Consider the following 18,957-nt stretch of genomic DNA (forward strand, 5'->3'; position numbering starts at 1 on the left):
GGCGATCACGAGCCGCGCGTAGCCTCGCGCAGCGCGGGTTCCTGGCGTGCCTGAGGCTGGCGCTCAGGCTTCTTGCTCGCTCCCAGGTCGCGGTGGCGCATGGCCCAGCGCTCCACCGTGTAGAACGACAGTGCCGACAGCGCGGTAGAGATCAGCAGGCCTGCGACCACGGTCACGGGCCAGGAGTAATCGGCACGCAGATAGCGCACCACCGGGTAATGCCAGAGGTAGATGCCATAGGACAGCTGGCCCAGCTTGATGAGCACCGGTGCCGTCAGCATTTCATAGACCAGTCCCGCGGGCTTTTGCACGGCCAACAGCACGACCAGGGCCGCGCATTCCACCACCGTGATGCCCCAGACCATGGCGTGCTGGTTGTCCCACTCCAGCTCCATGATCAGCGGCACGGCCAGCACAAACCACATGGTGTAGGCGCGCAGCGACTGCAGACGCTCTATCCATTGAGGGCGCTCCATCATCAGCGCCGCCAGCAAGGCGCCGGCCAGCAGACCCGAGGCCCGCGTGTCGAAGCGGAAAAAGATTTCGTAGAACTGCTGGCCCTGCACCACCCAGAAGATGCGCCACAGCGTACTCAGCAGCCACAGCGCCGCAAGCGGCGCCCAGACTCGGCCAGGCGTGGCCTTGCGCAGCAGCAGAACCAGCAGCGGCGGCCAGATCAGATAGAAATGCTCCTCCACCGACAGCGACCACATGTGCAGCAGCGTGTCCGGACTGTCGAAGAAGGCAATGCCGTAATCGGCCAGATAGAGAATGGAGACCAGTGCGTCCGAATAGATGTCCGTCAGATCGGGCCAGATAAAAGGCGCGAACACACAGTAGGCTCCAAGGAACAGTGCCAGCGCAGGCATGAGACGGAAGAAGCGGCGACGGTAAAAGCGCCAGTAATCGAGCTTGCCATGCTGCCGATACTCCATCAGCAGCAAGGAGGTGATCAAAAAACCGCTGAGCACGAAGAACAGATCGACGCCGAAGAAGGCGCCATCGAACATCGGGGCATGTGCATGCGAGAGCAGCACCAGCACAATGGCTATGCCTCTCAATCCATCGAGCGCTGGGTTGTAGCGCAGCTTGAACGCCGACTCCACCAAAACCGGACACCTTTCCTTTCGCCCTGGCACGGGCCGGGCTTGCAGACAAACAATCACAGCCATGCACAAGACATGGCTGAAGCAGTATTCAGAGTTTGAGCAAAGAGGCAGTAACAGCTCTTTGCAGCGACCCGGGGGTCACTGAGCGCATGAAAACGCGCTCGGGGGGCCGGAACCTGGCAGGCGATTTGTCTGCTTCAGCTCACTGACGGTGAGACGGCAGATTGTTATGAATGCCCACAGCCAGACGGCTTGGCGTCTGTTGACAGGTGAACAGACCGGGCCAATTTGAACAGATTTTTTCCACCGCCCCAAACCAGGGGCAGAGCTTGCCGGGCTCTGGCAGGGTCTTGGCAAGCCGTGTTAACAATTAAGAACAAAAACAGCATGCCGAGCTCCACCCATCGGCATCATCAGCTATCAAATTCGAAGCTTCAAGATGACTTGCGGCGCCCGCAGGCGGGTGCACTCTGGTGCACATCGCGCCACAGCAGCATCTCGGCCACGCGTTCGGACTTGTCGTCATCAAAGCCCAGCTTCTGCGCGCGCTCGGCGGGGTTGGTCCAGGTTCCGAACAGCATGTCCCACAGCGGCAGACCGTAGTTCTGCGCATGGTGGCCATGCTGATGGTGCACGGTATGCATTTCCGGGCGCTGCAGCACATAGCCAAGCCAGCGCGGCGTGCGCATATCGGCATGGGTGAACAGGTCGAAGGCCGCCGTCAGCCCCAGGGCCACGGCCGCCGCAGCCGGGCTGGCACCCAGCACCCAATAGCTGGAGATCACGCTCAGCAGCATGGCAGCGCAGGAGTCCAGCGGATGGGCGTAGAACGAGGTCAGCACCTCGATGCGCCGCGCGCTGTGATGCAGCTGGTGAAACACGCGCCACAGCAGATCGGAGGCATGGGTGGCGCGATGCCACCAGTAAAAGACAAAGCTGGTGATGAAAAAGCTCAGCAGCCCCACCAGCAGCGGGTTCCAGCGTGCGCCCACATCCAGCAGCGCATGCTGGCGAATGCGCTCCTCCAGCAACCAGCCCAGCGCCAGCGTGCAGACCAGCGTCAGCGCGCCCAGGGCGCTGCTGTAGATCAGCCAGCGCCGGTCGCAGAGATTGCGCGAGGCGGGCGCAATCACCTCGCGCGTGAAGACTGCCACGAACAGCAGCGCAATCAGCGGATAGACCAGGTACTCCAGCACGGCAATCATTCCCCTTGAGGTTTGCCATGCAGTCTATCGACTGGCGCCGCTCCAGTGCTTTATTGGGGCAATACGAACTGCTCCAGCGGCGTGTCGTTGGGCGCGGCCAGCTGTTTCTTGAGCACCTCGCCCATGGGCAGGTTCAGGTTCACGTTCTTGGGCGCAATGGGCTGCATGAACCATTTGTTGTAGAGCTTGTGCAGCTCGCCCGAACGGATCATCTGCAAAATGGCGCCGTCCACGGCCTTCTTGATCTGCGGGTCGTTCTTGCTGAACTGGATGGCAATCGGCTCGGCACCAATCACCTCGCCCACGATCTTGTAGCCCTTGGGATTCTTGCTCTGGCCGATCACGCCGGCCAGCATGTTGTCGTCCAGCACAAAGGCATCGACGCGACCCGACTCCAGCATCAGAAAGCTCTCGAACTGATCCTTGCTCATCAGCGTCTTGAAGTTCAGCTCGTTGTCGCTGGCGTATTTGCGCAGAATCTGCACCGCCGTCGTGCCCGTGATGGCGCCCACATTGCGCCCCTGCAGCTGCTTGAACGAGGTGATGCCCGAGTCGGCACGCACGGCCATGCGCACCTCGCTGACATAGGTGGTCAAACCAAACGCCACCTGCTTCTGGCGCGTGAGGTTGTTGGTCATGCTGGCGCAATTGAAATCGGCCGTGCCGTTATTGATCAGCGGCATGGTGTTCTGCGGCGTCAGCACCATGTATTTGAGCTGGGCCCTGGGCGCGATCGCATGCACCACGCGCTCGCAGAGGTCCATGTGATAGCCGACGAACTTCTCGTTGGCACCGATCGCGTAGGACATGGGAACTGCTGCCTCTCTTACTCCCAGCACCACGGTGCCGCCGGCCTGCCAGCGCTGCAACGTGGGCGATGCGGACAGATCCACGACCGTGTCGATACCAGAGCCGATATTGGAACTCGCCGCCTCAGTCTTGCCCGCAGCCATGGCCGAACCTGCACATACCAGCGCTGCTGCCAGACCAACCCATTTCAAGGACATGCCCATCACCCACTCCCAAAAACAAAAGCGCCGAGACCCCTGGTCATCGGCGCTTATCACCCACCCGATCCGGCACACACCTCATGCAGTCATGAGGCCCTGAGCCGATTGTCCTTGTTCGCTTATCGCTTTGAGTGGAATGCTTATGCCTGCACTGCGCCTCATACGTCGCGCTTGGCGGTGGCTGCCCCCATCAGTTCACGCAGGCGCTGGTGGGCGCTACTGGCCTCATCGACCGGCTGCTGGTGCTTGGCCTGCAGATAGCGTTCGGTGAACACGCCCAGATAGCTCTCCAGTACCTGGCCGGCCTGCACATCGCCGGCATCGCCCACCAGCTCCAGGCACAGGGCCGCCACCTCGCTGGTGCAGAAATGGTCGTCGCGCTTGGATCTCCGCAATTGATAGCGAGAGATCAGATCCGGGTGCAGGCTGAGCACGGGAAAGCCATCGAGATACGGGCTTTTGCGAAACATCTTGCGCGCCTCCGACCAGGTCGCGTCCAGCAGTATGAACAGCGGGCGCCTGCCGGGCTGCAGCGCACGGCTGTCGCCGCCGTCCAGCGTCTCCAGCACACGCTCGGCAGGCTCCGCATATTCGCCGGGAAACACCACATAGGGCTGCCACTGCGGATCGGCCAGCAAGGCCTCCAGCTGCGGATCCAGCTCGGTACGCGACCAGCCGAAGGCATGGGTGTCCTTCACCACATCGGCGATCAGCCAGCCGGTGTTGCTGGGCTTGAGCGGCTCGGCATCATGCATCAGCAGGCAGAAGGCCGCGCGCGTGGCCAGCTCGGGGCGCAGTGCGCACATGCAGTGGGAGGGGCGCAAGCGGCAGCCCTCGCAGCGCTCGCCCTTGGGGCCGCCACGCGCCAGGAACGGGCGCGTGCTTCGTGCCAGCCGCGCCTGGCGCAAGCGCGAGACGGCATGCGGAGACAGCGTGGAGGCAAGAGTTTTCTGCGGAGTCAGAGCGGCAGGGGACAAAGGCGTGGAAGCAGGCAAGACGGACACCAGCGGATTCGGACAGATGCCCGGATTGTCCCGCCTTTGCCAAATCCAGTGCTGATGCTGCAGGAGCGCCGCTTAGTCGCAGTCGCCCTGCTCGAAGGTCGGACCACGACCGAAGCTGAACACCGTGGGCCTGGCATTCCTGAGTCCGGTGGAAATCACATTCCTGAAGCGATCCGGCTCGCAGTTGAAGCGCGTGTCCAGTACATAGTCCTCGGACTCTGCCTTGACCATGGCATCGCGCCAGGCGGCAGTCGCATCCAGCACCTTGCCGTCCACCATGGGGGCCTGCACCGAATAATTGATGAAGTTGGTCAGGCGCGAACCCTTGGCCTCCAGATAGACCACGGGGTCGGCGGCATTGCCGCACAGCGTCAGGCAGTCGGCGTAGTAGCGGCTGTCCAGCAGAGGCTCGAAGCCGCCAAAGGTCAGATCGCCGAGCTTGATATCGGGCTGGCCCTCGGACACATTCAGCACGCTCTTGAGCGAGAGATTGCAGCTGGGTGCGATATCGATCTCGACAGACTCGATCACCTTGTCGGCCTCGTCGCTGACCAGGGTGATATCGCAGCCGTCGGCGCGGAACTGGTGGCGGTGGAATTCCGAGCGCATGGCCGGGCCGGCAATCTTTTCCACATAGGCCAGATTCATGCCTATGGTTTCGGTGCTGAACAACTGGTCAATCACACGCCTGGCCTGGGCTGCTGGCTGTGCAGGCGCGGGGGCCGGTGCAACGGTCGGGGCCTGTGCCGAGGGCGCAGTGGCTTCGGTCTTGGAGTCCGAGCAGGCCAGAAGCAGGGCAGCGCCAGCCATGGCAGCGGTCCAGACTCCGCAGCGTTTGATCCAGCGATGAGGCATCTGCATATCCTTGTGAGTTCGCAAGCCCCGCAATATAGGTGCAGGCCCCGAAATCACCAAGAACAAGAGGCTTCAGCCCCCAACGCACTCCAGTTCGAACAGCGGCATATCGGCCTGACGACTCAGCCATACGCCGCCGCCCAGCTCCTTGAAGTGAGGCTGCAGGCCGCGGCGGTATAACTCGGCGCGGTGGCGATACAGGCGCGGATCGGTCAGTTCCTCGTCGATGATGTCGCGCTCGTAGTCCTCGCGTGCCACGGCCTCGATGTAGAGACCGCCGCGCGACAGCCGGCCCAGATTGGCCAGCGCCTTTTTCAAATCGGCAGGACTCAGATAGGGCAGCACGCCCTGGCAGATCACCAGATCGAAAGGCTGGCCGTCTTTGGGCTGCCAATCCACCACCGAGCCCTGCTCCCAGCCATAGCGCTCGCAGAGATAGGGACTGAACTCCACGCCCTGATACTGCACGCCCGGAAAGTGCGTTTGCACCGCCTCGCGCCACAGGCCTATGCCGCAGCCCACGTCGAGCACCCGCTGCACGGGCACGCGCAGATACGCAAGATACGAGCAGACAAACGCACCCAGCCGCCGCGCGTGCTCGGGATCGATCACGCTGGTCTTTTTGTCAAAGTAAAAGCGCTGGTAATACGCCTCGTCAAACCACTCGTTGCTTGCTGATTGCACGCAGCCTCCTTCAAAAAACAAACGGCGCCCGAAGACGCCGAAACTTCAAAAACCGACGCTGACTCAGGAAAGAGACAGCCAGCAAGGGCCTGGGCGGCCCCACCGGGGCAAGGCGCGCAGCGCCTCAGGGGGTTAAATTCTGCCAACCACGGACCAGCCCTTGCGCTGGTCCTGCTTGTTGTTCTCGTAGTCCCACACCGTGCCGCAGCGCTCGCAGACATAGCGGGTCACCGTCGCCGTGCTCGAGCCGCGCTCCTCCTTGCGGTTGCCGCGCTGCATCAGTTCGGCATGGCCGGGGGCTTTGCGCCAGTTGCGCTGAATGCCGGCACAGGCGTCGCACAGATGGTCTTCGGCAGGAGTGGTGGTGTTGGTCATGAAAAAATTGCTGAATGTGGTGCAGGCCCCGGACGTCCGCCCGCGCTGCAAAGCAGCCATTGTGCCGCCTGCCCCGGTTTTGCACCGGCGGCGAGCACAGCATCACCGCTTGCAGGTCGGGCATGACCGTGTTCTCTGTTGCCGCTCTGGGCTCAAGGCCTTGCCCGGCAAGCGCAGACAGCTCCTGTTTTTGATCCCCACCGCTGAAGACAAAAGGGCCGCTTGCGCGGCCCTGGTTTAGGCAGCCTGGATCATGCCTTCGCTGGGCGATAGGCCAGACAGATCTTGTTGCCGTCGGGGTCGCGCAGATAGGCCAGATACATGGAGTCACCACGCCAGCCCGGCGCGTCCTCGATCGAGACCCCGCCCGCGGCCAGGCCTGCCGCATGGGCTGCATTCACCTGGTCGGTGGACTGGGCCAGAAAGCCCGTGGTCGCGCCATTGCCCGAGCTGGCCGATTCGCCGTTGATGGGCGTGGAGATGGCAAACACGCCCGTGGGGCTGCGGTAGAAGAAGCGGTTCTTGTTGGCGACGCCGGGCGCAATGCCCAGCTGACCCAGCAGCGCGTCATAAAAGCGCTTGCTGGACTCCAGATCATTTACACCCAGCATGATGTGGCTAAACATGGTTGTCTCCTGGAAAAGCCCTGTTTCGGGCGAAGATGGGAAATCGGCAAGCCATCGTAACGGGAGCTTGCCGCCCTCTTCTGTCACCCATATTCAGCCCACCATGCTGCCAGACCATTTCACCCCGGTTCCCCTGGACAAGTCCTACCGCCTGCTCAATTACGGCCCCACGGTCATCGTCTCGGCCCAGCATGCGGGCGAGCGCAATGCCATGAGCGCTGCCTGGGCCTGCGCGCTCGACTTCGCGCCGCCCAAGATCAGCGTGGTGCTCGACAAGGCCACGCGCACGCGTGCGCTGGTCGAGGGCAGCGGCCTCTTTGCCGTGCAACTGCCCACCGTACCCCAGGCCGCGCTGACGGTGGGCATAGGCACGGACAGCGCCGTCACCGAACCCCACAAACTCGTCAAACATGGCGTGCAACTGTTCGACGCACCGGGCTTAGCTGTACCGCTGGTGGCAGGCTGTGCCGCCTGGCTGGTCTGCAAGCTGATCCCCGAGCCGCACAACCAGCAAAGCTATGACCTGTTCATCGCCGAAGTCGTGGCGGCCTGGGCCGACGAGCGCGTGTTCCGCAATGGACACTGGGAGTTCGGCTCCGCGCCTGCCGAGCTGCGCACCCTGCACTATGTGGCGGGCGGGCAGTTCTTCGCGATTGGCGAATCGGTGCTCGTGAAATAAGATTCTGCAGCGTCGCAGCGATGATGCAGCAATCGCTTTCAGCTATCGAAAGCAAAGCACAAATCCGCAAGAGGCAAGGCGTGCGGCCCACGGGATCTGTGCGCCCGGGCCTTTGTCAGCCCCTTGATTTAGACTGCAGCACTGACTGAGCTATCAATCACCCCCTGGCTGCCGGTGCAGTAGCAGCGCACAGGGCAGCGATCTCTGCTATCAATCACCGCGAAGTGACAGGCCATGGCGCAAGAGTTTTTTGATCCCGTGCTGTTCATCAAAGAAGATGCGCCGACTGCGGTCGATCTGTCGCAGACACCGTTTTTCTGCAATATCCACGGGTTCCCGCACTATTGCGCGGAGCCGCCCACAGGCTTGACGCTGCTTGAGCCTGTCGCCAGTGACCCCAAGGTCGCCATCGGCAACGCATACCGCGTCCTTTCTGCCACCACCACCCGCCCCGACCCCAAGTACGGCAATCAGACCCGGCTGGAGTTCCAGGCCGATCAGGTCGAGTACGAAGCCATTGCAGTCACGCATCAAACTGCAGCGGCGTTCGGCATGACGCTGATAGCACCGGGCCAGGGAATTCGCATCACCAGTCCCCAACCACATCTTTCGCTGGTCGACTATGAATACGGCATGTTTGCCGGACACCGCTCACCTTATGAGGGAACCGGCTACCGCTTGCTGGGCAAGGTCTGCACCGACCTCGAGCATCACGATTTCCCGCATGTCTTCACCTCCATCGACCCTCACCTGCCGCTGGTGATTTCGGTGGGAAAGTATTGGCCTGAGCAGCAGAAAATCTGTCTCGCCGACCTCTGGCTGCCGCGCGGCATGGCATTGTATGTGCCGCCCCGGCCCAATCTACCAGGGCAGACCTGCCTGGATCTGCACGGCAACCGCAACTCGGCCCTGGCCTGCTGGCGCGGGATAGAGCGCTCCAGCGTCAAAACCCAGACCCTGCTGCAGACCGAAGGCGGCTATTTCTACTGGTTCTGGAACGAGTTGCCCACCACCCACCCTCTTCTCGATCTGACAGGAGCGTCCCATGCTTGAAGCCCGCCCCCGCCTGCGCACCCTTGAACCCGACACGGACAACGGCCTCTACCAGACGCTGCTGGAATCCACCCTGGCGATTCCGTTCAAGATTGACTGGACCACGAAGAAATACAGCTATATCGGCCCGCAGATCGCAGATCTGCTGGGCTGGAGCCCCGAGAGCTGGGAGACCGTGAACGACTGGGCCGAACGCATCCACCCCGACGAGCGCGAGCAAACCGTCTCGCGCTGCGTGGAGCTGTGCCTGGCGGGTGTGGATCACGAGGCCGAGTACCGGGCGCTGACCAGCGACAACCGCTTTGTCTGGGTCAAGGAAGTGGTGCATGTGCTCTGCGACGAACAGGGCCAGCCCACAGCGCTGATCGGCTTCACCTTCGACATCACCGAGCAGAAAAAATCCGAGCATCTGCGGGCCGAACTGGAAGCCCAGAAGCTCTCCAACGCGCGCCTGCAGGAGCGCCTGCGCCTGACCCACGACCTGCACGACGGCCTGGGCGGCGAGCTGGTCCATATGATTGCTTCCGTCGAGCAGGGCAGCGATGCCATGACCCGGCCCCAGGTGCTGTCCATGCTCAAGCTCATCCGCAACGATCTGCGCCAAAGCATAGACAGCAACGCCTCGGCCCAGGTGCGCGTGCCAGCCACTCCACAGGAATGGCTGGCCCCCTTGCGCCGCCGCTTCAACGATCTGTTCGAGGCCCTGGGTGTGCGCTGCGACTGGCAGTTTCCGCAAAGCTGGAGTCAGCCGCCCAACGCGCTGCAATACCTGGCTCTGACCCGGCTGATCGAAGAGGCGCTGACCAATGTCATCAAGCACAGCCAGGCGCGTCATGTGCGCCTGTCCCTGGTGCAGCCCCAAGCGCAGGAGCTGCTGCTGGAGATCGAGGACGACGGCGTAGGCTTTGATGTGCAGGCCGTGGATGCATCGGGTCTGGGCGTGGGGATGCGCTCCATGGCTGTGCGCATTGCGCGGGTCGGCGGACTGCTGGGGATTGAGTCGTCGCCGGGGAGGACGGCTTTGACGGCGCGGGTGGTGTTGGGTTCTGAGGATTGAGTTTTTGGGCTGTGGGGCTTGCCTAGCTTGCGGCTATAGCTATTCTTTTTAGCGCTTTGCTTGGTTTGAATTCAGAGGGCGGGTCTCGGCCCGCCTTGCCGACTCACTTTTTGGCGCGCCAGAAAGTGAGCAAAGAGCACAACCCGACTGTCCGCGTCCCTGCGGCTTCGCCTCCGGGCAAACCTGCGCCACGCATTTCAGGCTGCGGTGCGGCAAAACTCGCTTTGCACTACGCGCGCCGCTCAGACAGGTTGCCGCAAATTTGTTCACGATGCATTGGCACTCTGCGGTGCCAATGCCCTCAGCCCGAACCGCGTGCCGCAGGCGCAGACACACGGGTGGGAGCAGGCAGCCGGCAAGAGTTGTGGCGAAATTGACCCACAACGCTTATTCAGCAAACGAAAGCAGCTATCAAAAGCACAAAGAAGCTATCCCGCATCCGGTATTGCCCCTTTTGCCCACGCCTGTGATGGCGGCCTCTTGGTCCTGGCGGCTGCACCGTAGAGTGCAGACGCTTCAACTTCAAATCTGCGGCAACCTGTTTGAACGGAGCGCTGAAAGCGCGCAGTGAGCTTTGCCGCAAGCAGCAAGAGCTTGACGGCGCAGGCTGCCCCGTAGCGCAGCAAAGGGAACGTGGGCAGCAGGAGCTGTGTTCTTTGCTCACTTTCTTGGGGGCGGCCTTCCGTCACAAGCAAGAAAGTGAGTCGGCAGGCGGGCCGAGACCCGCCCTCTGAAAGCAAATAAGGCATGTGGCCCCTCAAGAACCACATGCCCAATCAGCCTCAAGCCCAGGCGCACAAAGCGCCATCAGCCATCAATATTCGAGGCAGATCTTGCCAAAGTGCTTGCCCGCTGCCTGGTGCTCGAAGGCCGCCACCATCTGCTCCAGCGGATAGCGGCTGTCGATCACGGGCTTCCAGCCGAAGTTTTCCAGCGCGCGCACCATGTCCTGTTGCTGCTCTCGGCTGCCGACGATCAGGCCCTTGAGGGTTTGCTGCTTGCGCATCATCTCCACCGTGGGCACGGCGCCCGCAAAACCGGTCAGCACGCCGATCAACGCGATATGGCCGCCCACGACGCAGGCGCGAATGGATTGAGGCAAGGTGCCGGGGCCGCCGACCTCGACCACGATGTCGGCTCCGCGACCGCCGGTGGCGGCCAGCACGGCGTCGCCCCATTCGGGTTGCTCCTTGTAGTTGATCACCAGATCGGCCCCCAATGCCTTGAGCTGCTCGGCCTTGGCCGCGCTGGAGGTGGTGGCGATGACGGTGGCGCCCATGCTCTTGGCCATCTGCAGTGCGAAGATGGAGACGCCGCCCGTGCCCAGCACCAGCACGGTGTCGCCGGCCTTGAGATGGCCGTCCACCACCAGCGCGCGCCAGGCCGTGAGGCCGGCCGTGGTCAGCGTGGCGGCCTCGGCATGGCTCCAGCCCTCGGGGGCATGGGTAAAGCTGGTGGCGGGCAGGTTCACGAATTCGCGTGCAAAGCCGTCCACGCCGTCGCCAGGCACGAGCTGGAAGTCGGAGGGCACATGGCGGCCCGACAGCCATTGCGGAAAGAAGGTGGAGACGACGGCATCGCCCACGGCAAATTCCGTCACGCCTGCGCCCACGGCCGTGACCAGGCCTGCGCCGTCGGCCATGGGGATGCGGCCGTCGGCCGCCGCGCCGGGGCGGCGCACCACGCCCAGGTCATGGTAGTTGAGCGAGCTGGCGTGAATGCGCACCTGGATCTCGCCCGCAGCAGGCGCCGCGGGTGCGGGCAGCTCGACAAGCTTCAGGTTTTCGAAACCGCCGGGCGCGGCCAGTTGCATGACTTTCATGGAGTGCTCCTCAAGAGGTGAAACAGATGCTTTGCATGGTGCCGTCAATGCGCAGCCTCCACCAGTACCAACATATTTGTTGGGTAGTATTAAAAATGTAAGCAATGCATGAATGCGGGCTGGCGCTAGGATGCTTGCACTTTGGAGCTGCAGCGAGGTGCCCATGAAACGATTGAACAGCAAAAGCGGCTGCGCCGTGGAGGTGACGCTGTCGGTCATGGGCGGCACCTGGAAGCCCATCATTCTGTTCCAGCTGCTGCATGGCAAAAAGCGCTTTGGCGAGCTGAGCCGTGCCATCCCCGGCATTACCCAGCGCATGCTGACGCTGCAGCTGCGCGAGCTGGAAGAAGCCGGCATCGTCGAGCGCACGGTGTATGCCGAGGTGCCGCCGCGCGTGGACTATGCGCTGACCGAGCTGGGCCGCAGCCTGCAGCCGGTGCTGATCGCCATGCGCAACTGGGGCATCGCCTACAGCAAGAACTTTGCTCAGGCCGAGCCCATGCACGACGCGGATCAGAACAGCGCAAGCTGCCTGCCAGACTTGAAGCAAAAACAGGCTTGAGCGCTTACCCATCAAGCGTCTAAAGCTATCAGTTTCAATAAGTTGACAGCAAAAAGCCCGCAGGCTGCAAAAGCTTGCGGGCTTGGGTCTGAAGCCGCAGGGCTTATTTGCCGGCGGTCAGCGTGGTGTAGCTGTTGATCAGGTTGCGATAGTCGGGGATATGGTTGGAGAACAGCGTCCCCAGCCCCTCGATATCGTTGCGCCAGTCGCGGTGCAGCTCGCAGGCCGCTCCGAACCAGGTCATCAGTTGAGCACCGGCCTGCTCCATGCGGCTCCAGGCGGCCTGCTGGGTCATGGAGTTGAAGGTGCCCGAGGCATCGGCGATCACGAACACCTCAAAGCCTTCGGCCAGGGCAGACAGCACGGGGAAGGCCACGCAGACCTCGGTCACCACGCCGGCCACGATGAGCTGCTTCTTGCCCGTGGCCTTGACGGCCTTGACGAAGTCCTCGTTGTCCCAGGCATTGATCTGGCCGGGACGCGCGATATAGGGGGCAGTGGGGAATTTTTCCTTGAGTTCGGGCACCAGCGGGCCGTTGGGGCCGTTCTCGAAGCTGGTAGTCAGAATCGTGGGCAGCTTGAAGTATTCGGCCATGTCGGCCAGGGCCAGCACATTGTTCTTGAACTTGTCGGGGTCGATGTCACGCACCAGGGACAGCAGGCCGGTCTGGTGATCCACCAGCAGCACGGCGGCATTGTCCTTGTCGAGGCGGATATAGGGCTTGTTGCTCATGACGATCTCCTTCAGAGGTAGTGGAGGGGGTGAGGGAAATCAAACGCGCTGGGAATCCAGCACTTCGTGGTTCTGGATCACTTCCTGCGCCTTGGCGTAGCTTTCGATCAACAACTGGTAGCTGGGGAAGATGCCGGTATAGGCCTGGGCCCACTCGGCCGCGTCGTCGCGGTTCCAGGTCTTTTGCAGCTCCGAGGCCACGGCCGCGGTGTCTATGGGCACCACGCCGGCCTGCAGCATGCGGGCCAGAGTGATTTCCTCGGCCATCTTGGAGTAGGTGCCCGACGCGTCGATGACAGCAAACACCTGGTAACCATCGGCCACAGCAGCGATGGAGGGAAAGGCCATGCAGACGCTGGTGATGGTGCCGGCGATGATGAGCTGCTTCTTGCCTGTTGCCTTGACGGCCTTGACAAAGTCTTCGTTGTCCCAGGCATTGATCTCGCCCTTGCGCGCCACGTAAGTGGCGTGAGGTGCGTTCTGGTGTATTTCGGGAATCAGCGGGCCGTTGGGACCCTGGGGCACGGAGGCCGTGGTGATCACAGGGATCTTGGCCAGCGAAGCGATCTTGGCCAGAGTGCTGGCCAGGCGGCGCAGCGTGGTGAACGGCATGTCCTGCACGGTCTGGAACAGGCCGCTCTGGTGGTCAATCAGCAGCATGGCCACGTTGTCCGGATCGATCACGGGCTTGGTACCGTTGAAATTGGCGGGGATGGCTGCGGTCTGGATGCTCATGGAAGTCTCCTTGGAGTCGGGAACGAAGGGGAGAGGGTTTCGCTTCCCGGACCTGCGGATCGCTGCAGGCCCGGGGACGCAATGGCACTGAGGACTCAGTGGTTCGGTACGGCCGTGGACGCATTGCGCTCGGCCGCCGGGATGCGGCCGAACTGGCCGCTGCGGAAGTCCTCCAGCGCCTGCTGGATTTCCTCGTCGCTGTTCATGACGAAGGGGCCGTAGCCGACCACGGGCTCGTCAATCGGTTCGCCCGACAGCCACAGCAGCGTGACGTCGCTGTTGGCTTCCAGATGCACGCTGTCCGCAGCGCGATCCATATGCACCAGTTGTCCGGCGCGGGCAATCTCCTGTCCGTTGACCAGCAGCGTGCCGTGCAGCACCACCAGCGCCAGCGTGTGGCCGGCTCGGGCCTGCAGCTCGGTGGTAGCTCCGGCGTTCAGCCGCACATCCCAGACATCGATGGGCGTGAAGGTTCTCGCCGGGCCGCGATAGGCGGTCCCCTGGCTGCCAAGATAGTCACCGGCGATGACGCGCAGATGACCCGCGCCGTCCGGCAACGCGACCTGCGGGATGTCGGCATTCAGCAGGGTCTGGTAGCCGGGGGCGGACATCTTGTCCCTGGCCGGCAGGTTGACCCACAGCTGCACCATCTCCAGCGGTCCGCCGCTCTTGGCAAAGGCTTCTGAGTGGTACTCCTCGTGCAGGATGCCCGAGGCCGCCGTCATCCACTGCACGTCGCCGGGGCCTATGGTGCCGCCGGCACCCGTGGAGTCGCGGTGGGCCACTTCGCCCTCGTAGACGATGGTCACGGTTTCGAAGCCGCGGTGCGGATGCGTGCCCACGCCGCGCCGCGCCGTGGTGGGCGTGAAGCTCTGAGGACCGGCGTGATCGAGCAGCAAGAAAGGGCTCAGTGCCTTGCCGTGGTCGCCATAGCTGAACAGCGAACGCACCGGAAAACCGTTGCCCACCCAGTGGGGACGGGGGGCTTCGTAGACACCCAGGATTTTCTTGAGCATGACATTTCTCCTTGCGGCTGGCCTGCAGTCCCTATGGATGCCACAGGCGTTGAACATGGAGAAAGTATGAATTTGGAACGATGACTTGTGTAGTCCACAATATTCAGTCTCAGAGTTCTATTTTTAAAACGATGAAGCTGCCCGATCTCAACGAGCTCTACTACTTCGCCCAGGTGGTGGAGCACGGCGGATTCGCGCCCGCAGGCCGCGCACTGGGCCTGCCCAAGTCCAAGCTCAGCCGCCGCGTGGCCCTGCTCGAAGAGCGCCTGGGCGCGCAGTTGCTGCTGCGTTCCACGCGCAGCTTTGCCGTGACCGAGGTGGGCAAGCGCTACTACCAGCACTGCCGCGCCATGCTGACCGAGGCCGAGGCCGCCGAGGAGTCCGTGGCGCTGGTGCATTCCGAGCCCTGCGGCAAGGTGCGCATGAGCTGCCCCGTGGCCTTGCTGGCCTCACGCGTGGGCCGCATGCTGGGCGAGTTCATGCGCCTGTATCCGCGCGTGGAGCTGCAGGTGGACGAGACCAATCGGCGCGTGGACGTGGTCGGCGAAGGCCTGGATCTGGCCCTGCGCGTGCGCCCGCCACCGCTGCAGGACAGCGATCTGGTGTTGCGCACGCTGGCCGAGCGCCGGCAATGCCTGGTGGCCGCACCCGAGCTGCTGCAGCGCCTGGGTCAGCCCGGCGGCCCCATGGATCTGTCGGCCTGGCCCAGCCTGGACATGGGCGGCGTGCAGGAAACCCACCGCTGGGTGCTGCACGGACCCGACGCCGTGCGCGCCGAGGTCAGGCACCAGCCGCGGCTGGTGACACAGTCCATGCTGGCCCTGCGCGATGCGGCTCTGCTGGGCGCCGGGGTGGTGCAGTTGCCCAGCATGTTCGTGCGCGAGCACCTGCGCAGCGGCACGCTGGTGCAGGTGCTGCCGGGCTGGGAGCCGCGCCCCGAAATCATCCACGCCGTCTACGCCTCGCGTCGCGGTCAGCTGCCCGCCGTACGCGCGCTGCTCGACCATCTGGCCCAGTCCTTCAAGACCTTGTCGGAAGACTGAGCATCAAAACCGCCTCCAGCAATTGCTGGGTAATCGCCGTCAGCTATCGAAACGATAACAGCAGCATCAACCCAGAGCCGCCTGGATATCGCCGGCCAGCTTCTCGGGCTTGTCCTGGGGCGCGTAGCGGCGTATCACCTGCCCGTCACGGCCCACGAGGAATTTGGTGAAATTCCATTTGATGGACTTGGTGCCCAGCACGCCTGGCGCTTCGGAGGTGAGCCAGCGATACAGCGGATGCGCACCGTCGCCGTTGACCTCGATCTTGTGCATGAGCGGGAAGCTGACGCCGAAGTTCAGCTCGCAAAAGCTCGCGATCTCGTCATCCGAGCCTTTCTCCTGCGCTCCGAACTGGTTGCAGGGAAAGCCCAGCACCACCAGGCCCCGGTCCGCATACTGTTCGTGCAGTGCCTGCAATCCCTTGTACTGGGGCGTGAAGCCGCAGGCACTGGCGGTATTCACGATCAGCAATACCTTGCCCTGATACTGCGACAGAGGAGTGCTGCGCCCCTGGATATCGGTGGCCTCAAAGTCATAAACACTGTTTGCCATGCTGCTCTCCCGCCAAAGTGAAGCCCCAAGCTTAAGGCAGTCGGCAAAACATCTCACCATTGGAAACAAGCCCGCGCAGCCACGCCACGGAGACAATACCGGGGCTGCGACCATAGAAAAAACTATCTCCGCAAGCAGAGCGCCTGTTTTTTGGGCATTCTTCGCAGTCTTGCCTTCTTGCGGCCCTTGGCGGGCTGCCTTGCCACGTGCGTTTGTCCTTGAACGAATTGAAAGAAAAATGGGTAGCTCAGGCCACAGCTCTGTGGCTGCGCGCTCGCGCCAGCACAGCGGGCCAGCGCATTGCAGCCCTGCCCTGGTGGCGTCGCTGGCCGACGCGGCGTGAATGGCTGTGGTTTGCCGCGGCCTTGCCGGTGTTGTTTGTCGTCTATGTGCTGCTGCTGATTCCATTCACGCCCAGCATCAGCGACATCCGCAAGGCCAAGCTCGAGCAGCCTGCGCAAATCCTGAGCGCCGACGGCAAGCTGATCGGCGAGTTCAAGCGCAGCAACCGCCAGTGGGTGCCGCTGGAGCAGATTTCGCCCGCCGTGGTCAAGGCCCTCGTGGCCACCGAAGACCACCGCTTCTACGAACACCATGGCATGGACTTCACGCGCACCGTGGGTTCGGCCATCCATACGCTGGGAGGCAATCCCCAGGGCGGCTCGACCATCACCCAGCAGCTGGCGCGCAATCTCTATCCCACGGAAATCGGTCGTGCCCGCAATGTGAATCGCAAGCTCAAGGAGGCGATCACGGCCTTCAAGATCGAAGCGCTCTACACCAAGGACGAGATTCTCGAGACCTATCTGAACACCGTGCCCTTTCTCTACAACGCCTATGGCATAGAGATGGCGGCGCGCACCTATTTCGACAAACCGGCCGCCAGGCTCACGGTGCTGGAAAGCGCCACGCTGGTGGGCATGCTCAAGGGCAATGCCTATTACAACCCGGTGATCAATCCCGACCGCGCGATTGCCCGGCGCAACACCGTGCTGAGCCAGATGGTCAAGCGCGGCGAGCTCAAGGACGATGAGTTCGAGCGCCTCAAGAAACGCCCCATGCGTCTGGACTTCGAGCGCCAGGAGGAACCCACGGGCATGGCGCCGCATTTTTCCCAGCAACTGCGCAAATGGCTGATCGCCTGGGCCGACAAGAACGACTACAACATCTATACCGACGGTCTGGTGGTGCGCACCACCCTGGATTCACGCCTGCAGAACTGGGCACAGCAGGCCGTTAACCGCCAGATGCAAACGCTGCAGGGCATTGCCAACAACAACTGGAGCCACCGCGACGGCTGGAGCGCCGAGAACGCCCTGGTACTGCAGCTGGTGCGCGAGACGGAGGCCTTCCGCAAGCTCGCCAGAAGCAGCAAGCCTTCCGATATCAGCGAAGAAGAGGCGCTCAAGAAGCTGCTGGCCGACAAGACCTTCATGAGGCAGCTGCGCGAGGACAAGACCCGCGTGCAGGCCGGCTTTCTGGCCATAGACCCGCGCACCTCGGCCGTGCTGGCCTGGGTGGGCAGCCGCGACTATGCCCAGGATGCGTTCGACCATGTGGCCCAGGCACGTCGCCAGCCCGGCTCCACCTTCAAGCCCTTTGTCTATGGCGCAGCCCTGCAGCGTGGCGCCAGGCCCGAGGACACGCGCAAGGACGAAGCCGTGGAAATCCAGCTGCCCGGCGGCGAGGTATGGCGTCCCAGCGATGCCGTCGAGCCCACGGGCGTGCCCATGAAGCTCAGCGATGCCCTGGCCTATTCCAAGAACACCATCACTGCCGAGCTGGGCCAGGAAGTGGGCATGGACCGCGTCATCAAGCTGGCCCGCGGCCTGGGCGTGCGCCAGAGCCCGCTGGAGCCCGTGCCTTCGCTGGCGCTGGGCTCCAGCCCCGTCACGCTGCTGGAAATGGTCAACGCCTACGGCAGCATCGCCAACTCCGGCCGCTATATTCCGCCCCAGTTGGTCACCCGTATCGAGAATGCCGACGGCGAGCTGCTGGCCGAATTCACCCCGCCCAAACCCGATCAGGTCTGGGACGAGGAAGAAAACTACGGTCTGCTGGAGATGATGCGCGCCGTGATCGACAAGGGCACGGGCCGCGCGATTCGCAAGCAATACGGCATTCGCGCCGATGTGGCCGGCAAGACCGGCACCACCCAGGGCAATGCCGACGGCTGGTTCATCCTCATGCACCCGCAGATCGTGGCTGGTGCCTGGGCCGGCTTCAACGATGCGCGCATCACGCTCAGGAGTGACCAGTGGGGCCAGGGTTCGCGCAGCGCCCTGCCCATGGTGGGTGACTTCATGTCGCGCGCCATGCGCAGCCCGCTGCTCAATGCCAAGGCCCGGTTCACCGAGCCCAACACCAGCCACTGGTGGAGCGATCTCGTGGGCCGTCTGCGCGACAAGGTTCAGGAATGGAGCGGGCCCGCAGATGAGGGCAACGATCCCGATCGCACAGCGCCGACAACTCCCGCCCATCCAGCGCCCAACAGAAGCAATGGCAGCGAGGTCGACATCATAGAGAGCACGCCGGCAGCGCCGCCCTCGACCGGCGGCCAGCCGGCGCCGGCCGACAGCAGCGCCCAGCCGCCTGACCTCGACAGCAGCCCCGGGCTGGCTCCCGGCGAGATGATGCCTGGGCCTGCACCGAGCAAAGCCCCCGCGCCTTCAAGCTGGAGCGATATAGGCACACCACTGCCGCCTGCCGCGCCACTGAATGCGCCGCAGGACAGCCAGTAGCGCGGTTTTCAGCCACATGCCCCACTGGGCTGTCGAATAACTGGTCCAATTGCAGACCGATACCCGCCAGCAGGTCTCCCACCAGGAGGCCGCTGG

At 63.1% G+C, this 18,957-nt stretch carries 19 protein-coding genes; 6 read left to right on the top strand and 13 right to left on the bottom strand.

Annotation, left to right across the window (positions count from 1 at the left end):
* Window positions 1-5 precede the first annotated feature (5 nt).
* The 8 genes from ACWGXF_RS03970 to ACWGXF_RS04005 all read right to left on the bottom strand — a co-directional run bounded on the left by ACWGXF_RS03970 (window position 6) and on the right by ACWGXF_RS04005 (window position 6,868).
* On the bottom strand, window positions 6-1,109 hold the full coding sequence (locus ACWGXF_RS03970; RefSeq protein ID WP_087865009.1) for an acyltransferase family protein: 1,104 nt from the start codon (window positions 1,107-1,109) through the stop codon (window positions 6-8).
* A gap of 434 nt (window positions 1,110-1,543) precedes the next feature.
* Entirely contained in the window at window positions 1,544-2,314 is a 771-nt protein-coding gene (locus ACWGXF_RS03975; RefSeq protein WP_003066987.1) for a sterol desaturase family protein, read from the bottom strand.
* 50 nt (window positions 2,315-2,364) lie between these two features.
* Entirely contained in the window at window positions 2,365-3,327 is a 963-nt protein-coding gene (locus tag ACWGXF_RS03980) for a transporter substrate-binding domain-containing protein (protein WP_054074308.1), read from the bottom strand.
* Window positions 3,328-3,482: 155 nt separating this feature from the next.
* Window positions 3,483-4,319 (bottom strand): tRNA-uridine aminocarboxypropyltransferase, encoded by an 837-nt coding sequence (locus ACWGXF_RS03985; protein ID WP_256629170.1) that lies wholly within the window; start codon window positions 4,317-4,319, stop codon window positions 3,483-3,485.
* 81 nt (window positions 4,320-4,400) lie between these two features.
* Window positions 4,401-5,183 (bottom strand): hypothetical protein, encoded by a 783-nt coding sequence (locus tag ACWGXF_RS03990; RefSeq protein ID WP_012840278.1) that lies wholly within the window; start codon window positions 5,181-5,183, stop codon window positions 4,401-4,403.
* Window positions 5,184-5,255: 72 nt separating this feature from the next.
* On the bottom strand, window positions 5,256-5,867 hold the full coding sequence (locus ACWGXF_RS03995) for a class I SAM-dependent methyltransferase (protein WP_256629173.1): 612 nt from the start codon (window positions 5,865-5,867) through the stop codon (window positions 5,256-5,258).
* A gap of 132 nt (window positions 5,868-5,999) precedes the next feature.
* On the bottom strand, window positions 6,000-6,242 hold the full coding sequence (locus ACWGXF_RS04000; RefSeq protein ID WP_003066979.1) for a hypothetical protein: 243 nt from the start codon (window positions 6,240-6,242) through the stop codon (window positions 6,000-6,002).
* Window positions 6,243-6,493: 251 nt separating this feature from the next.
* A complete protein-coding gene (locus ACWGXF_RS04005) occupies window positions 6,494-6,868 on the bottom strand; it encodes a VOC family protein (RefSeq protein WP_003072386.1) in 375 nt (124 codons plus the stop codon).
* 103 nt (window positions 6,869-6,971) lie between these two features.
* Here ACWGXF_RS04005 and ACWGXF_RS04010 point away from each other — a divergent pair, with 103 nt between their 5' ends.
* The 3 genes from ACWGXF_RS04010 to ACWGXF_RS04020 all read left to right on the top strand — a co-directional run bounded on the left by ACWGXF_RS04010 (window position 6,972) and on the right by ACWGXF_RS04020 (window position 9,657).
* On the top strand, window positions 6,972-7,547 hold the full coding sequence (locus ACWGXF_RS04010) for a flavin reductase family protein (protein ID WP_452101693.1): 576 nt from the start codon (window positions 6,972-6,974) through the stop codon (window positions 7,545-7,547).
* A gap of 234 nt (window positions 7,548-7,781) precedes the next feature.
* On the top strand, window positions 7,782-8,600 hold the full coding sequence (locus ACWGXF_RS04015; RefSeq protein ID WP_087865938.1) for a hypothetical protein: 819 nt from the start codon (window positions 7,782-7,784) through the stop codon (window positions 8,598-8,600).
* The gene (locus ACWGXF_RS04020; protein WP_045839359.1) at window positions 8,593-9,657 is read left to right on the top strand and encodes a sensor histidine kinase; all 1,065 of its coding nucleotides are present in this window, start codon (window positions 8,593-8,595) and stop codon (window positions 9,655-9,657) included. The genes ACWGXF_RS04015 and ACWGXF_RS04020 overlap by 8 nt, the downstream gene beginning before the upstream one ends.
* 814 nt (window positions 9,658-10,471) lie before the next feature.
* Here ACWGXF_RS04020 and ACWGXF_RS04025 read toward each other — a convergent pair.
* Window positions 10,472-11,479 (bottom strand): zinc-dependent alcohol dehydrogenase family protein, encoded by a 1,008-nt coding sequence (locus tag ACWGXF_RS04025; RefSeq protein ID WP_256629179.1) that lies wholly within the window; start codon window positions 11,477-11,479, stop codon window positions 10,472-10,474.
* A 163-nt stretch (window positions 11,480-11,642) separates the two neighbouring features.
* Between ACWGXF_RS04025 and ACWGXF_RS04030 the strand changes: the two genes are divergently transcribed.
* A complete protein-coding gene (locus ACWGXF_RS04030) occupies window positions 11,643-12,041 on the top strand; it encodes a winged helix-turn-helix transcriptional regulator (protein ID WP_012840283.1) in 399 nt (132 codons plus the stop codon).
* 103 nt (window positions 12,042-12,144) lie between these two features.
* Here the strand turns inward: ACWGXF_RS04030 and ycaC are convergent, their stop codons facing one another.
* The 3 genes from ycaC to ACWGXF_RS04045 all read right to left on the bottom strand — a co-directional run bounded on the left by ycaC (window position 12,145) and on the right by ACWGXF_RS04045 (window position 14,525).
* Window positions 12,145-12,774, bottom strand: coding sequence for an isochorismate family cysteine hydrolase YcaC (gene ycaC / locus ACWGXF_RS04035; protein ID WP_057094054.1), 630 nt, complete (start codon window positions 12,772-12,774; stop codon window positions 12,145-12,147).
* Window positions 12,775-12,813: 39 nt separating this feature from the next.
* On the bottom strand, window positions 12,814-13,509 hold the full coding sequence (locus tag ACWGXF_RS04040; RefSeq protein ID WP_256629183.1) for an isochorismatase family protein: 696 nt from the start codon (window positions 13,507-13,509) through the stop codon (window positions 12,814-12,816).
* Window positions 13,510-13,604: 95 nt separating this feature from the next.
* On the bottom strand, window positions 13,605-14,525 hold the full coding sequence (locus tag ACWGXF_RS04045) for a pirin family protein (RefSeq protein WP_256629184.1): 921 nt from the start codon (window positions 14,523-14,525) through the stop codon (window positions 13,605-13,607).
* Window positions 14,526-14,656: 131 nt separating this feature from the next.
* On the opposite strand from ACWGXF_RS04045, the gene ACWGXF_RS04050 reads away from it, so the two are divergent.
* Window positions 14,657-15,568, top strand: coding sequence for a LysR family transcriptional regulator (locus tag ACWGXF_RS04050; protein WP_081007695.1), 912 nt, complete (start codon window positions 14,657-14,659; stop codon window positions 15,566-15,568).
* 66 nt (window positions 15,569-15,634) lie between these two features.
* Here the strand turns inward: ACWGXF_RS04050 and ACWGXF_RS04055 are convergent, their stop codons facing one another.
* Complete coding sequence (locus tag ACWGXF_RS04055) at window positions 15,635-16,120, bottom strand: glutathione peroxidase (protein ID WP_012840289.1); 486 nt, start codon at window positions 16,118-16,120, stop codon at window positions 15,635-15,637.
* Window positions 16,121-16,326: 206 nt separating this feature from the next.
* Here ACWGXF_RS04055 and ACWGXF_RS04060 point away from each other — a divergent pair, with 206 nt between their 5' ends.
* Window positions 16,327-18,861, top strand: coding sequence for a transglycosylase domain-containing protein (locus ACWGXF_RS04060; protein ID WP_452101694.1), 2,535 nt, complete (start codon window positions 16,327-16,329; stop codon window positions 18,859-18,861).
* Window positions 18,862-18,957: the final 96 nt, after the last annotated feature.

The organism is Comamonas sp. HJ-2 (assembly GCF_053615495.1).

Excerpts from the sequence above, each read along its gene's own strand:
- ACWGXF_RS04040 (WP_256629183.1), bottom strand. The coding sequence starts at position 13,509 with ATGAGCATCCAGACCGCAGCCATCCCCGCCAATTTCAACGGTACCAAG.
- ACWGXF_RS04010 (WP_452101693.1), top strand. The coding sequence starts at position 6,972 with ATGCTGCCAGACCATTTCACCCCGGTTCCCCTGGACAAGTCCTACCGC.
- ACWGXF_RS03980 (WP_054074308.1), bottom strand. The coding sequence starts at position 3,327 with ATGGGCATGTCCTTGAAATGGGTTGGTCTGGCAGCAGCGCTGGTATGT.
- ACWGXF_RS04025 (WP_256629179.1), bottom strand. The coding sequence starts at position 11,479 with ATGAAAGTCATGCAACTGGCCGCGCCCGGCGGTTTCGAAAACCTGAAG.
- ACWGXF_RS04055 (WP_012840289.1), bottom strand. The coding sequence starts at position 16,120 with ATGGCAAACAGTGTTTATGACTTTGAGGCCACCGATATCCAGGGGCGC.
- ACWGXF_RS03990 (WP_012840278.1), bottom strand. The coding sequence starts at position 5,183 with ATGCCTCATCGCTGGATCAAACGCTGCGGAGTCTGGACCGCTGCCATG.
- ycaC (WP_057094054.1), bottom strand. The coding sequence starts at position 12,774 with ATGAGCAACAAGCCCTATATCCGCCTCGACAAGGACAATGCCGCCGTG.
- ACWGXF_RS04030 (WP_012840283.1), top strand. The coding sequence starts at position 11,643 with ATGAAACGATTGAACAGCAAAAGCGGCTGCGCCGTGGAGGTGACGCTG.
- ACWGXF_RS04020 (WP_045839359.1), top strand. The coding sequence starts at position 8,593 with ATGCTTGAAGCCCGCCCCCGCCTGCGCACCCTTGAACCCGACACGGAC.
- ACWGXF_RS03975 (WP_003066987.1), bottom strand. The coding sequence starts at position 2,314 with ATGATTGCCGTGCTGGAGTACCTGGTCTATCCGCTGATTGCGCTGCTG.
- ACWGXF_RS04000 (WP_003066979.1), bottom strand. The coding sequence starts at position 6,242 with ATGACCAACACCACCACTCCTGCCGAAGACCATCTGTGCGACGCCTGT.
- ACWGXF_RS04005 (WP_003072386.1), bottom strand. The coding sequence starts at position 6,868 with ATGTTTAGCCACATCATGCTGGGTGTAAATGATCTGGAGTCCAGCAAG.
- ACWGXF_RS04050 (WP_081007695.1), top strand. The coding sequence starts at position 14,657 with ATGAAGCTGCCCGATCTCAACGAGCTCTACTACTTCGCCCAGGTGGTG.
- ACWGXF_RS04015 (WP_087865938.1), top strand. The coding sequence starts at position 7,782 with ATGGCGCAAGAGTTTTTTGATCCCGTGCTGTTCATCAAAGAAGATGCG.
- ACWGXF_RS04045 (WP_256629184.1), bottom strand. The coding sequence starts at position 14,525 with ATGCTCAAGAAAATCCTGGGTGTCTACGAAGCCCCCCGTCCCCACTGG.